The organism is Streptomyces sp. NPDC042371, assembly GCF_056437465.1.
The window spans coordinates 111,688-125,073 of record NZ_JBWKAP010000016.1; the positions used below are offsets into that span (position 1 = coordinate 111,688).

Below are 13,386 nucleotides of genomic sequence, written 5' to 3' on the forward strand. Positions count from 1 at the left end.
ACGCCCTGCCCCGACAGCCCCTTCGCGGGCCCGCTACTGCCGGATCGACCAGCCCCGCTCCCGCAGCGCCGCCGTCAGCACCGGCACGTACTTCGGCTCGACCATCAGCTGCACCAGGCCCGCCTGCTGCCCGGTCGCGTGCTCGATGCGCACGTCCTCGATGTTGACGCCCGCGCTGTCCGCGTCGGCGAAGATGCGGGCCAGCTGACCCGGCTGGTCGCTGATGAGCACCGCGACGACCTCGTACGCGGCCGGGGCCGCGCCGTGCTTGCCCGGCACCCTGACCTGCCCCGCGTTGCCGCGCCGCAGCACCTTCTCGACGCCGGCGGCGCCCTCGGTCCGCTTCGCGCCGTCGGCGGACTGCAGGGCGCGCAGCGCCGTCACCGTCTCGTCGAGGTCGGCTGCGACGTCCGCGAGCAGGTCGGCGACCGGTCCCGGGTTGGCCGAGAGGATGTCGATCCACATCCGCGGGTCGGAGGCGGCGATCCGCGTGACGTCGCGTATGCCCTGGCCGCACAGCCGTACCGCGGACTCCTCGGCGTGCTCCAGGCGGGCCGCGACCATGCTGGAGACCAGGTGCGGCATGTGCGAGACGAGGGCGACCGCGCGGTCGTGGGCGTCGGCGTCCATGACGACGGGCACGGCCCGGCAGAGGGCGACGAGCTCCAGGGCGAGGTTGAGCACCTCGGTGTCGGTGTCCCGGGTCGGGGTGAGCACCCAGGGCCTGCCCTCGAAGAGGTCGGCTGTGGCGGCCAGCGGGCCGCTGCGCTCGCGCCCCGACATGGGGTGCGTGCCGATGTACGGGGTCAGGTCGAGGCCCAGCGCCTCAAGGTCGCGGCGCGGGCCGCCCTTGACGCTCGCCACGTCGATGTAGGCGCGCGCGGTCCCGCGGCCCATCACGTCGGCCAGCGTGGTGGCGACGTGCGCGGGCGGCACGGCGACGACGCACAGGTCGACGATGCCCTCGGGCGCCTCGTCCGTGCCTGCGCCGAGCGCGGCGGCGGTGCGGGCCTGTCCCGGGTCGTGGTCGTCGAGGTGGACGGTGACGCCGCGGGAGGCGAGGGCCAGGGCCGCGGAGGTGCCGATCAGGCCGGTGCCGATGACGAGGGCAGTTCTCACTGGGCGATGTCCTTGCGGAGTGCGGCCGCGGCACCGAGGTACACATGCGTGATCTCGGAGCGGGCCCGGTCGGTGTCGATGTGCGCGAGGACGCGGACGACCCGGGGCAGGGCGCCCTCGATGTCCAGCTCCTGCGCGCAGATCAGCGGTACGTCGACGATGCCGAGTCCGCGGGCGGCGGCCGCGGGGAAGTCGGAGTGCAGGTCGGGCGTGGCCGTGAACCAGATGCTGATCAGGTCGTCCTGCGTCAGCCCGTTGCGTTCGAGGACGGCGGTGAGCAGCGCACTGACCTGCTCGCCCATGTGCCCGGCCTCGTCCCGCTCCAGCTGGACGGCACCCCGGACCGCTCGTACCGCCACGTCACTGCCCTCTTGTCTCGCGTTGTCCCGCGTACGCCGTGGATGAGCGTCAAGCCTATCCAGCGTGCGGCACAGGAGTGCGCGGCGCCCGTCTGCCGAGACGGGCGCCGCGCACCATACCGGGGTGGGTCAGAGCTGCTGCTGCCTGATCAGGTCCTCGAGCGACCCGGAGGGCACCTGGCCCTCGGGGGTCAGCTTGTCGACGGCCTGCGGCAGCACCTGAGCGATCTCGTTCGCGGCCTGCTCAGGGGAGACTCCGGCCTCCTCGGCGACTTGGCGGAGGGTGTCGTCGGGCAGTGCCTGCCGCAGCTGCGCGCCGGTCACCTCCTTGTTCTCTCCGGCGCCGACCCAGGACTGGGACTGATCGGCGAGTCCGGCCTTGTTCAGCCCCTCAAGGAGGCCGGACAGCGGGTTGCCGCCGCCCGCGCCGCCGCCCTTGCTCATCAGGGCGCCGAGCAGCGCGCCGAGGATGTTGCCACCACCGCCGGACGAACCGCCGCCCTGCTGGCCGCCGCCCAGGAGCCCGCCGAGAAGGCTGCCCAGATCGTTACCCGCCATGGTCCTGCCTTTCGCGTGGAGAGCCGGGCCCGCGCCGTACCCGGCCGCGGGCCTCGGACCATGCCAATGTCGCCCGAATCGCCCTCTGTCGCCACTTGGGCTGATTGGGGGTCGTTCAACCCTGGACGAGAGGGCCGCGGATCCGCTTGCATGGAGGGTCGGCAGATGCCGCGCCTCGGGGGAGGCCCGTATGAAACGCTCAGGTCCGCTCCTCACCCTTCTGACCGGGCTGCTGCTCGCCCTGTTCATGCTGTCGCTCAACGCGACGACGGAAACGGGCAGTTCGTCCTACGGCGGGGAGGCACCCGACACCGCGGCGTCCTCCCCCACGAAGGGCACTCCGAAGGGCACGCCGAAGAGCACGCCGAAACCCTCCGCGAAGCCGACGCGGTCACCGGCCCAGAAGCCGCCTCCGAAGGCCGAGTACGCGGGCCGCACCGACGACGACACCTCCGCGGTCTCCATCTCGGTGCGCGACAGCAAGGCCATCGCCTACTACTGCGACGGCCGCGACACGGAGTCCTGGCTCAAGGGGAACGTCGAGGACGACGGCTCGATGCGCCTGACCGGCAAGCACGGCGCGAAGCTCGAAGGACAGATCACCGGCAAGAAGGTCCGCGGCACCGTCGACGTCGACAAAGCGACCCGGAAGTTCACCGCCGACAAGGCCGTCAAGCCCTCGGGGCTGTACCGCGCCACGACCGAGGTGCGCGGCGCGAAGGTCGACGGCGGCTGGATCGTCCTGCCCGACGGCAGGCAGGTCGGCATCCTCAAGCGCGACGGCAAGCCCGCGCAGGCCCCGCGGCTCGACCCCGAAACCGGCGCCGTCCGGGTCGACGGCGACGTCGTCACCGCCACTCCCGTGACGCCCTAACGTCCCGTACCGCCGTGAAGGGAGACCCGCATGAGCGTCGACCCGAGCGCCCCCACCCAGGGCGGATTCCCCGTGCCCCCGGGCGCGGCAGGCCACCGCAGGCCGGGCGCCGCCCGCTATCTGCTGCCCGCGCTGGTCGCCGCGGCCGTGGCCGTCGGCCTCGGTGCGTACGGCAGGGCCCACGACCCGGCGGGCACCGCCTTCAACCTGGCCGGGTTCAGCAGCACGAGCGCGGTCAAGGCCTGGCTCGCCACGACGGCGTTCGCCTTCGCGCTGCTCCAGGTCGTGTCGGCGCTGATGCTGTACGGGCGGGTCCCCGGACCCTCCTGGTCGGCGGCGCTGCACCGCTGGGCGGGCCGGATCGCGTTCCTGGTCTCCGTCCCCGTGGCGGTGCACTGCCTCTACGCGCTCGGCTACCAGTCGTACTCCACGCGCGTGCTGTGGCACTCGCTGCTCGGCTGCTTCTTCTACGGGGCGTTCAGCGCCAAGATGCTGCTCCTGCGCACGGAGCGGCTGCCGGGCTGGCTGCTCCCCGTGGTGGCGGGCCTGGTCTTCGCCGCGCTGACGGGCATCTGGCTGTCGTCGGCGCTGTGGTTCTTCCGTACGTTCGGGGTGACGGCATGAGCGGGGGCGGGGGCACGCCGCGACGGGCGGTCCTCGCGGCGGGCGCGGTGGCGCTCGCGGCGGGGTGCACCAAGTACGGCGACGAGGGGGCGGAGCCGGAGCCGCCGAAGTCCTCCGCCCCGGACGACGGCACGCCCGCGTCGAAGGAGCCCGCGGGCGACGAGGGGCCCGCGGGCCCGGAGCTGGCGAAGACCTCCGAGGTCCCGGTGGGCGGCGGCAAGGTCGTCAAGGACAAGAAGGTCGTCGTGACGCAGCCGGAGAGCGGCACCTTCAAGGCCTTCTCGGCGGTCTGCACCCATTCGGGCTGCATCGTCGCGGAGGTGGCGGACGGCACGATCAACTGCCCCTGCCACGGCAGCAAGTACCGGGTGGCCGACGCGTCGGTGGCGGACGGGCCCGCCCCGCGCCCGCTGCCCGCGGAGAAGATCACGGTCACCGGAAATTCGATCACCCTGGGCTGACCCCGGGCCGTACGCTCCCCGCCATGCACCCTCAGGACCTGGTACGCGACCACACCGTCTACTCCTGCGTGATGGGTTCGCGCGCCTTCGGCCTGGCCACGGACGGCAGCGACACCGACCGCAGGGGCGTCTTCCTGGCCCCCACACCGCTGTTCTGGCGCTTCGAGAAGCCCCCGACACATGTGGAAGGTCCCGCCGACGAACAGTTCGGTTGGGAGCTGGAGCGGTTCTGCGAGCTCGCGCTGCGCGCCAACCCGAACGTCCTGGAGTGCCTGCACTCCCCGCTCGTGGAGCACATCACGGACACCGGCCGCGAACTCCTCGCGCTCCGCGACGCCTTCCTCTCCCGCCAGGCCCACGACACCTTCGCCCGCTACGCGCTGGGCCAGCGCAAGAAGCTCGACGCCGACGTCCGTACGCACGGCGCCCCGCGCTGGAAGCACGCCATGCACCTGCTGCGGCTCCTGATGTCCTGCCGCGACCTGCTGCGCACCGGCGAGCTGACGATCGACGTCGGCGAGCAGCGCGAGCCGCTCCTCGCGGTGAAGCGGGGCGAGCTCTCCTGGCCTCAGGTCGAGTCCTGGATGAACCGGCTCGCCGCCGAGTCGCAGAGTGTGGCCGCGCACAGCCCGCTCCCCGCCGAGCCCGACCGGGAGCGGATCGAGGACTTCCTGTTCCGCACGCGCCGGGCGTCAGCCCTCGGTTCCCTTGAGCCGCACGCGGACGACGAGGTCGTGCAGGGCGTCGTACGCCGAGTGGCTACTGGGCAGGGCTGAGTGCGCCTGCGCCTCGTCGAGGACGGCGTGCAGCCGCTCCACGTCGGCGGCCACGCGCGCGTGGTCCACGGTGGCGCCGCCGTGCTCGGCTTCGGCCTTGGCGGCGACGAGCTCCGGCAGGTAGGCCGGGGCGGCCGCCTCCTCCTGGACGAGCGTGGGCAGATGGGCGACCACGGCGCCGCCGCGCATCAGGTGGATGCCGGTGAGCAGCACGCGGAAGGTGTAGAGCAGCGGCTTGAGCTCGCCGTTCTTCTCGAAGAGCCGCCACTGGGTGTTGGCGAACCCGCGGTAGTGGTGGGCGTGGTGGCTGGTGAGCACGTCCGGCGCGAGCGCGACGAGCTCGGCGTGCGCGTCGGTGGTGTGCACGACCAGCGGGGAGAGCAGCTGCTCCAGGACGTATCCGTTGTGCCGCAGCATCAGCCGGACGAACTTGCGCAGGTCGTGCGTGACGAGGTCCATCTCGACGCCGTCCCGGTCCCACATCTTCGACCGCGTCTCCTCCGGCTCCCGCAGCCCCACCAGATCGGTCACGGGCAGCAGGTGCACGCCTCGCAGGTCGACGTCCGAGTCGCGCGAGGGAAAGCCGTACAGATGCGCTCCGGAGACCGTCGCGAAGAGCAGCGGGTCGGCCTGCTCGGCGACGACGGAGGCGAGGTCGATGTCCAGGGCGGGGCCCAGGTGCACAGTCATGGCTCAAGCGTCCCAGAGCGCCCCGAACTCCTGGAGCTCGACCCTGTGTTCGACCTGCTCGACCCACTCCGCGGGCCAGGCGTCCGCGCCGAGGTGCGCCCCCGCGAAGGCGCCCGTGAGACAGGCGATCGAGTCCGAGTCCCCCGACGTGCAGGCAGCCCTGCGCAGCGCGGTGACCGGTTCGTCGACGAACATCAGGAAGCAGAGCAGCCCGGTGGCGAAGGCCTCCTCGGCGATCCAGCCCTCGCCGGTCGCCAGGCAGGGGTCGGTCTCGGGCGAGGGCGCGCGCAGCGCGTCACGGAGCCGCTCGAGCACCCCGAGGCACTCGTCCCAGCCGCGCGCGATGAACGCCTGGGGCGACGCGCCCCCGCCCCGCCGCCACAGCTCGCCGAGCCAGCGCTCGTGGTACGTCTCCCGGTTCTCGTACGCGTACGAGCGCAGCAGCCCGACGAGTCCCGTCGGCTCCGCGCCCTCGGCGAGCAGCCGCACGGCGTGGGCGGTGAGGTCGGAGGCGGCGAGCGCCGTCGGATGGCCGTGGGTGAGGGCGGCCTGCAGCTGGGCGGCGCCCGCCCGCTGTTCGTCGCCAAGGCCGGGCACGAGCCCGATCGGCGCCACGCGCATGTTGGCGCCGCAGCCCTTGGAGTGCACCTGGCTCGCCTCCTCCCAGGGCTTGCCGGTCTTGAGGAGGTAGCAGGCCTTCAGGCAGGTGTTGCCGGGCGCGCGGTTGTTCTCCGGCGACTGGTACCAGTCCACGAACTCCTCGCGCAGCGGCCGCTCGAGCCGCTTGGGTCCGAGCAGTCCGCGGTCCATGGCGGTGCGCAGGCCGCGGCTCAGCGCGAGCGTCATCTGGGTGTCGTCGGTGATGTACGCGGGCCGGGGCAGCGCCATCTCCCGCCAGGGCCCGCACTTCGCGAGGATCGAGGGCACGTCGTTGAACTCGGTCGGGAAGCCGAGCGCGTCCCCGAGGGCGAGGCCCACGAGGGATCCGGTGGCGGCACGCTTCATGAGGGCTGTCCTTCCGGAGCGGGGCGGAGCAGGGGCGGGTGCAGCGCGGTGGCGGTGCCCGCCCGGAAGAGGGCCGCGGGCTTGCCGCGTCCGCCGGTCAGCCGCGCGGCGCCGGGCACGGCTTCCACGAGCCCTGCGGTGCCGACCACCTTGCGGCGGAAGTTGGCGGGGTCGAGCTCGGCGCCCCACACCGCCTCGTAGACCTGGCGCAGCTCGCCGAGCGTGAACTCGGGGGCGCAGAAGGCCGTGGCGAGGCCGGTGTACTCGAGTTTGGCGCCGACCCGGTCGTGGGCGTCGGCGAGGATCCGGTCGTGGTCGAAGGCGAGCGGACGGTAGGTCGCCGGGCTGTAGGGCAGCCAGGCGGCGCGGGCCGCGTCGCCCCCGCCGCGCGCCTCCGGCAGGTCGGGGACGAGCGCCGCGAACGCGACGGAGACGACCCGCATGCGCGGATCGCGGTCCGGGTCGCTGTAGGTGCGCACCTGCTCCAGGTGCAGCCGCCCGACGTCGGCGATCCCGGTCTCCTCGGCGAGCTCCCGCCCGGCAGCGGCCTCGGCCGACTCGTCGGGGAGCACGAAGCCGCCCGGCAGGGCCCAGCGCCCGGCATGCGGCTCCTGGCCGCGCTCGACGAGCAGGACGTGCAGCGCGCCGTCGCGGACGGTGAACACGGCCAGGTCCACGGTGACGGCGAACGGCTCGAAGGCGTGCTTGTCATACCCCTGCATGCACCACCACCCCCCTCTCTTTATAGTCTTGTTGACTATAAAGAGAGGGGGGTGGGCGGCACAAGCGGTTCCCGCAGACCTACCGGCCTACAAGTCGACTTCCTGCATCAGCATCCCGACCTCCGTGTTGGACAGCCGCCGCAGCCAGCCGGACTTCTGGTCGCCCAGGGTGATCGGCCCGAAGGCCACCCGCACCAGCTTGTCGCAGGGGAAGCCCGCCTCGGCGAGCATGCGCCGCACGATGTGCTTGCGGCCCTCGTGGAGGGTGACCTCGACCAGGTAGTTCTTGCCGGTCTGCTCGACGACGCGGAAGTGGTCCGCCTTGGCGTACCCGTCCTCCAGCTGGATGCCGTCCTTGAGCTGCTTGCCCAGGTCACGCGGGATGGGACCCACGATGTGCGCGAGGTAGACCTTCTTCACGCCGTACTTGGGGTGGGTCAGGCGGTGCGCCAGCTCGCCGTGGTTGGTGAGCAGGATGACACCCTCGGTCTCGGTGTCGAGCCGCCCCACGTGGAAGAGCCGCGTCTCGCGGTTGGTCACGTAGTCGCCCAGGCACTGACGGCCCTCGGTGTCCTCCATGGTGGAGACGACACCGGCGGGCTTGTTCAGGGAGAAGAACTGGTACGACTGGGTGGCCACGGTCAGGCCGTCGACCTTGATCTCGTCCTTCTCGGGGTCCACGCGCATGCCCTGCTCGAGGACGATCTCGCCGTTGACCTCGACACGGGCCTGCTCGACCAGCTCCTCGCAGGAACGGCGCGAGCCGTAGCCCGCGCGCGCGAGCACCTTCTGCAGACGCTCGCCCTCCTGCTCGGCGCCCGGGAAGGTCTTGGGCGGGCTGACCTTGGGCTTGCCCGCGTACCGCTCGCGGTTGCGCTCCTCGGCACGGGCCTCGTACTCACGGGAGCGGGCGGGAGCCGACCGGCCGCCGCGCTGCTGTCCCTGCTTGGGGCCGCCCTTGGCGCCACCGCGCGCGGCGTTGCCACGACCGGACTTCGGGCCCGCGTTGGTGCCGCCGGGGCCCACGTCGTAGCGACGCTCCTCGGGGCGCGGCTTGCTCGGGCGGCTCGGCCGGTCGTCCCGGCCCTGCCGGTCGTCCCTGCCCTGCCTGTCGTCGCGGTTGTTACCGGCGCCCCGGAAGTTGCCGCGGCCGCCACCGCCGCCGCTGCCCCGGCCGCCACCGCTGTTGCCGCGGCCGCCGCTGTTGCCACCACGGCTCCCGCCGTTGTTTCCGCTGCTGTTCCTGCCGCTGCTGCTTCGCATCAAAGTTCCGTCTAGTCGACTGGGTCCTGGGTGTACTCGTACCCCGGCGCATCGGGTGCGTCCGGGTCGAACGACGGGACACCTTCCTGCGTCTCTCCTTCGATCGCGTCCGCCTCGGGGAGGAAGGGCGCGAGCTCCGGGAGCTCGTCCAGGCCGCGCAGGCCCATCCGCTCCAGGAAGTAGTTCGTCGTCCTGTACAGGATCGCACCTGTTTCGGGTTCCGCGCCCGCCTCCTCCACCAGACCCCTCTGGAGGAGCGTGCGCATCACCCCGTCACAGTTCACCCCGCGCACCGCGGAGACCCTGGAACGGCTGACCGGCTGGCGGTACGCGACGACGGCGAGGGTCTCCAGGGCCGCCTGGGTGAGCCGCGCCTGCTGTCCGTCGAGGACGAAGCCCTCCACGGCCGCGGCGTACTCGGGCCGCGTGTAGAACCGCCACCCACCGGCCACGAGCCGCAGCTCGAAGCCCCGCTTCTGCACGGTGTACTCGTCGGCGAGCTCCCGCAGCGCGTCGGCGACGGCGCGCCGCGGCCGCTGCAGGATCTTCGCGAGGTGCTCCTCGGTGGCGGGCTCGTCCACCACCATCAGGACGGCCTCGAGGGCGGGCCGCAGCTCCAGCTCGGCCACGGCACCGGCAAGCTCCCCGACCGGGCTCTGTACGCTCACGCCTTCTCCTCCATGGGCTCGGGGGCCCGGTCGAACTCGTCGGTCACCGTCGGCTCCGCGGCACTGTCCCCGCCGGTCCACCGCACCATCAGCTCGCCCAGGGGGTCCTCCTGGTCCAGGGCGACCGCCTTCTCGCGGTAGAGCTCGAGCAGGGCGAGGAAGCGGGCGACGACGGTGAGGGTGTCCCCCGCGTCCGCCACGAGCACCCGGAAGCTGGCCTCCCCCTGCTCCCGGAGCCGGGCGACGACGAGCCCGGCCTGCTCCTGCACGGAGACCAGCGGGGCGTGGATGTGTTCGACGTACACCTGCGGCTTCGCGCGGGGCTGCATCGCCTTCACGGCGAGCTTGGCGAATCCTTCCGCCCCGATGCTGATGACGACTTCCGGGAGCAGCTCGGCGTGGTGCGGTTCGAGGCCCACGGTCCGCGGATAGCGCCGCGCCTCCTCGTCGAGCCGCCCGCTGAAGATGTCCGCGACGTGTTTGTACGCGCGGTACTGCAGGAGCCGCGCGAACAGCAGGTCCCGCGCCTCGAGGAGCGCCAGGTCGGCCTCGTCCTCGACCTCGGCGGTGGGCAGCAGCCGCGCCGCCTTGAGGTCGAGCAGGGTGGCGGCGACGACCAGGAACTCGGTCGTCTGGTCCAGGTCCCAGTCGGCTCCCATGGCCCGGATGTGGGCCATGAACTCGTCGGTCACCTTGGAGAGCGCGACCTCGGTGACGTCCAGCTTGTGCTTCGAGATCAGCTGGAGCAGCAGATCGAAGGGCCCCTCGAAGTTCGCGAGCCGAACCTTGAACCGTCCGTCGTCGGGCTCTGGGGGTTCGGCGGGCTCTGCGGGCTCGACGGATTCCGTGGGCTCGACGGGCTCGACGGGCTCTGCCGGGAGGTCCGGCGCCGCGGGCTCCGCCACCGCTTCCCGCTCCGCGGGCGCCGCGCCGGGCCCGCGGCCCAGGACGCGGCGACGGGAGGGCGGGGGCGGTGCGGGTTCACTGTTCGAGGCCATGAGGCCAGAAACGCTACCCCTACCGCCCGCGCAATCGTCGTACGAGGATGCTCGCGTCCCCGCGGGACTCCAGATCGGCGAGGACGACCGCGACCGCCTCCCGCACGATCCGCCCGCGGTCGACCGCGAGCCCGTGCTCACCGCGGAGCACGAGCCGCGCGTGCTCGAGGTCCATCAGCTCCTCGGCGGAGACGTACACGGTGATCTTCTCGTCGTGCCGCTCGCGCCCGCTGGGCCGCCGGTTGGCCGCCCGTGCCCGCCGCCGCGCCTGCGCGGTCGACGAGCCGCCGGACTTGCCGCCCTGGGCGGCCGAACCTTCCTGCGCCGGTCCCGAGCGCCGTCCGGCACCCTTGTCGCCCTCGGCGGCAGCCGCCCTGGCGCGCGACTCGGCGCCCGACTCCGCGTCCGATGCCGCGTGTTCGGCGGGCTCACCGTCGCCCTGCGCCGCATCCTCGGCCGCGGCCGCCGTCTCGTCGCTCTCGCCCGCCGGAGCGGGCACCTTCGCCTCGCCGTTCGCCTGGCGGCGCGGCGACGACGACTGCAGCGCCATGCCCCCGGTCGTACGGAACAGTTCGTCGGCCCCGGGCAGACTCACTCGGCGTGACACCGGGCGAGCACCTCCCTGGCGAGCTGGCGATAGGCGGCCGCACCGACCGAGTTGGAGGCGTACGTGGTGATCGGCTCACCGGCGACCGTGGTCTCCGGGAAGCGGACCGTACGCCCGATGACCGTGTGGTAGACGTGGTCGTCGAAGGCCTCGACCACGCGCGCGAGCACCTCACGGCTGTGCACCGTGCGGGAGTCGTACATGGTCGCGAGGATGCCGTCGAGCTCCAGGTCGGGGTTGAGCCGCTCCTGGACCTTCTCGATGGTCTCCGTCAGCAGGGCCACGCCGCGCAGCGCGAAGAACTCGCACTCGAGCGGCACGATCACCTTGTGAGCCGCCGTCAGGGCGTTCACGGTGAGCAGGCCGAGCGAGGGCTGACAGTCGATCACGATGTAGTCGTAGTCCTGCATCAGCGGCTTCAGGGCGCGCTGCAGGGTGGACTCGCGCGCGACCTCGCTCACCAGCTGCACTTCGGCGGCCGACAAGTCGATGTTGCTGGGCAGCAGGTCCATGTTCGGGACCGCGGTCTTCAGGAGCACCTCGTCCGCGGACATGCCGCGCTCCATGAGGAGGTTGTAGACCGTCAGGTCCAGCTCCATCGGGTTGACCCCGAGGCCCACGGAGAGGGCGCCCTGCGGGTCGAAGTCGACGAGCAGGACCCGGCGTCCGTACTCCGCGAGGGCCGCGCCCAGGTTGATGGTCGACGTCGTCTTGCCGACGCCGCCCTTCTGGTTGCACATCGCGATGATCTTCGCGGGACCGTGGTCGGTCAGCGGGCCCGGGATCGGGAAGTACGGCAGCGGGCGTCCCGTCGGGCCGATGCGCTCGCGGCGCTGACGGGCGGCGTCCGGCGCGAGCGTGGCCGCGTACTCCGGATCGGGCTCGTACTCGGCATCGGGGTCGTAGAAGTGCCCCTGGGGCAGTTCCTCGTAGTCGGCGAGGTGGGTGTGGGTGTTATCGCCACTCCGGTCGCCGGCCATGGCGTTCACGTGATGGCCATCCATGCTCTGGGGTGCTGACTGTGTCGGCTGGGGGCCCTGCCGGGCTTCGAAGGTGCGGACAGCGACCGAGCCGACGGCTTCGAGCCCCTCGGGACCCTGGTCCCGCACAGACGTTCCTGGTTGACCACCCCCGGGAGCAAATGTCGACTCATTCACAAGTCGTCTTACCTCCTTGGTGACCAGGAAATTTCTCGATAGGTCAGCGTGGCACCATGCCGACGGTTGGCGACTCTATGGCGTGTCACCGCTCCGCAGCAACACAATCCGCCGGACCCGGCCCGATGTGTCGGCGATGGAACACCCTTGTGTCAAGGGCGCGCGGCTCGTCATCGCGGCGTTTCGGGGGTGGGCGAAACGGTTAAAGGGTTACGTTCAAGGCCAGTTGAGCGTGTCCACACCGATACGCATACGGCCGGACCCCTCTCAAGGTCCGGCCGCTGGCGTGAGATTGACGACTTTCGTTGACGACAGCGCCGAAAGTGTCGGAGACCGACCGGAGTCGGTCACCTCGGTCAGCCGAGGAGCGACTCCAGCTCGAGGTGCTCCAGGCCGTGGGCCTCGGCGACCTCCTTGTAAACGACCTTGCCGTCATGGGTGTTGAGACCCAGGGCGAGCGCCGGGTCGCGGCGCAGGGCCTCGACCCAGCCGCGGTTCGCCAGCTCGACGATGTACGGCATCGTCGCGTTGGTCAGCGCGTACGTCGACGTGTTCGGCACCGCGCCGGGCATGTTGGCGACGCAGTAGAAGACCGAGTTGTGGACCGGGAAGGTCGGCTCGGCGTGCGTGGTCGCGTGCGAGTCCTCGAAGCAGCCGCCCTGGTCGATCGCGATGTCGACAAGGACACTTCCGGGCTTCATCCGCGAGACGAGCTCGTTGGTGACCAGCTTCGGGGCCTTGGCGCCGGGGATGAGGACGGCACCGATGACCAGGTCGGCCTCGAGGCAGGCCTTCTCCAGCTCGAAGGCGTTGGAGACGACGGTCTGGATCTTCGTGCCGAAGATCTTGTCGGCTTCCTTGAGCTTGTTGATGTCCTTGTCGAGCAGGGTCACGTGGAAGCCCATGCCGATGGCGATCTGCGCGGCGTTCCAGCCGGAGACGCCGCCGCCGATGACGACGGCCTTGCCCGCGGCCACGCCGGGGACACCGCCCGGCAGGACGCCGCGGCCGCCGTTGGCGGCCATCAGGTGGTAGGCGCCGACCTGCGGGGCCAGCCGGCCCGCGACCTCGGACATCGGGGCGAGCAGCGGGAGCGCGCGGTTCGCGGTCTCGACCGTCTCGTACGCGATGGCGGTGGTGCCCGACTCCAGGAGCGCGTCCGTGCACTCCTTGGACGCGGCCAGGTGCAGGTAGGTGAAGAGGGTCTGGTCCTTGCGGAGGCGGTGGTACTCCTCCGCGATGGGCTCCTTGACCTTCAGGAGCAGGTCCGCGGTGGCCCAGACCTCATCGGCGGTGTCCAGGATCTTGGCGCCAGCCGAGACGTACTCGGCGTCCGTGATCGAGGAGCCGACGCCGGCGTTCCGCTCGATGACGACCTCATGGCCGTGGCGCACCAGCTCGTGCACTCCAGCGGGGGTGATGGCCACCCGGAACTCGTTGTTCTTGACCTCGCGGGGGATGCCGACCTTCATCGTCGATCACGGTCCTTGGCTCAGGGGATTTCT

16 protein-coding genes are annotated in these 13,386 nt (G+C 71.7%); 4 read left to right on the forward strand and 12 right to left on the reverse strand.

Annotated features, from left to right (window positions below):
• Positions 1-33: 33 nt before the first annotated feature.
• The 3 genes from AC068B_RS35495 to AC068B_RS35505 form a co-directional block, all read right to left on the reverse strand.
• Positions 34-1,119, reverse strand: coding sequence for a prephenate dehydrogenase (locus AC068B_RS35495; protein ID WP_478675623.1), 1,086 nt, complete (start codon positions 1,117-1,119; stop codon positions 34-36).
• Positions 1,116-1,478 carry a chorismate mutase gene (gene aroH, locus AC068B_RS35500; protein WP_356257766.1) on the reverse strand — a complete coding sequence of 121 codons (363 nt, stop codon included), beginning with the start codon at positions 1,476-1,478 and terminating at the stop codon, positions 1,116-1,118. The genes AC068B_RS35495 and aroH overlap by 4 nt, the downstream gene beginning before the upstream one ends.
• Before the next feature lie 129 nt (positions 1,479-1,607).
• Positions 1,608-2,036 carry a YidB family protein gene (locus AC068B_RS35505; RefSeq protein ID WP_478675624.1) on the reverse strand — a complete coding sequence of 143 codons (429 nt, stop codon included), beginning with the start codon at positions 2,034-2,036 and terminating at the stop codon, positions 1,608-1,610.
• A gap of 190 nt (positions 2,037-2,226) precedes the next feature.
• Here AC068B_RS35505 and AC068B_RS35510 point away from each other — a divergent pair, with 190 nt between their 5' ends.
• The 4 genes from AC068B_RS35510 to AC068B_RS35525 are packed head-to-tail and all read left to right on the forward strand — an operon-like array spanning position 2,227 to position 4,771.
• Positions 2,227-2,910: a hypothetical protein gene (locus AC068B_RS35510; protein ID WP_478675625.1), complete on the forward strand. Its 684-nt coding sequence runs from the start codon at positions 2,227-2,229 to the stop codon at positions 2,908-2,910.
• 30 nt (positions 2,911-2,940) lie between these two features.
• Positions 2,941-3,534 (forward strand): DUF6529 family protein, encoded by a 594-nt coding sequence (locus AC068B_RS35515; RefSeq protein WP_478675626.1) that lies wholly within the window; start codon positions 2,941-2,943, stop codon positions 3,532-3,534.
• Entirely contained in the window at positions 3,531-3,995 is a 465-nt protein-coding gene (locus AC068B_RS35520; protein WP_478675627.1) for a Rieske (2Fe-2S) protein, read from the forward strand. Before AC068B_RS35515 ends, AC068B_RS35520 begins: the two co-directional genes overlap by 4 nt.
• A gap of 23 nt (positions 3,996-4,018) precedes the next feature.
• Entirely contained in the window at positions 4,019-4,771 is a 753-nt protein-coding gene (locus tag AC068B_RS35525) for a nucleotidyltransferase domain-containing protein (protein WP_478675628.1), read from the forward strand.
• On the opposite strand, the gene AC068B_RS35530 is transcribed toward AC068B_RS35525, so the two are convergent.
• The 9 genes from AC068B_RS35530 to ald all read right to left on the reverse strand — a co-directional run bounded on the left by AC068B_RS35530 (position 4,688) and on the right by ald (position 13,353).
• On the reverse strand, positions 4,688-5,461 hold the full coding sequence (locus AC068B_RS35530) for a nucleotidyltransferase domain-containing protein (RefSeq protein WP_478675629.1): 774 nt from the start codon (positions 5,459-5,461) through the stop codon (positions 4,688-4,690). The two genes, AC068B_RS35525 and AC068B_RS35530, sit on opposite strands and share 84 nt — an antisense overlap.
• Positions 5,462-5,464: 3 nt before the next feature.
• Entirely contained in the window at positions 5,465-6,466 is a 1,002-nt protein-coding gene (locus tag AC068B_RS35535; protein ID WP_478675630.1) for an ADP-ribosylglycohydrolase family protein, read from the reverse strand.
• A complete protein-coding gene (locus AC068B_RS35540) occupies positions 6,463-7,188 on the reverse strand; it encodes an NUDIX hydrolase (RefSeq protein ID WP_478675631.1) in 726 nt (241 codons plus the stop codon). Before AC068B_RS35540 ends, AC068B_RS35535 begins: the two co-directional genes overlap by 4 nt.
• An 87-nt stretch (positions 7,189-7,275) precedes the next feature.
• Positions 7,276-8,451, reverse strand: coding sequence for a pseudouridine synthase (locus AC068B_RS35545; RefSeq protein WP_478675632.1), 1,176 nt, complete (start codon positions 8,449-8,451; stop codon positions 7,276-7,278).
• Between the two features lie 11 nt (positions 8,452-8,462).
• The gene (scpB, locus tag AC068B_RS35550; RefSeq protein ID WP_478675633.1) at positions 8,463-9,119 is read right to left on the reverse strand and encodes an SMC-Scp complex subunit ScpB; all 657 of its coding nucleotides are present in this window, start codon (positions 9,117-9,119) and stop codon (positions 8,463-8,465) included.
• On the reverse strand, positions 9,116-10,117 hold the full coding sequence (locus tag AC068B_RS35555) for a segregation and condensation protein A (RefSeq protein WP_478675634.1): 1,002 nt from the start codon (positions 10,115-10,117) through the stop codon (positions 9,116-9,118). Before AC068B_RS35555 ends, scpB begins: the two co-directional genes overlap by 4 nt.
• Before the next feature lie 19 nt (positions 10,118-10,136).
• On the reverse strand, positions 10,137-10,724 hold the full coding sequence (locus AC068B_RS35560; protein WP_478675635.1) for a hypothetical protein: 588 nt from the start codon (positions 10,722-10,724) through the stop codon (positions 10,137-10,139).
• A complete protein-coding gene (locus tag AC068B_RS35565) occupies positions 10,709-11,881 on the reverse strand; it encodes a ParA family protein (protein ID WP_244177429.1) in 1,173 nt (390 codons plus the stop codon). Before AC068B_RS35565 ends, AC068B_RS35560 begins: the two co-directional genes overlap by 16 nt.
• A 356-nt stretch (positions 11,882-12,237) precedes the next feature.
• Positions 12,238-13,353, reverse strand: coding sequence for an alanine dehydrogenase (gene ald, locus AC068B_RS35570; RefSeq protein ID WP_055563015.1), 1,116 nt, complete (start codon positions 13,351-13,353; stop codon positions 12,238-12,240).
• Positions 13,354-13,386: the final 33 nt, after the last annotated feature.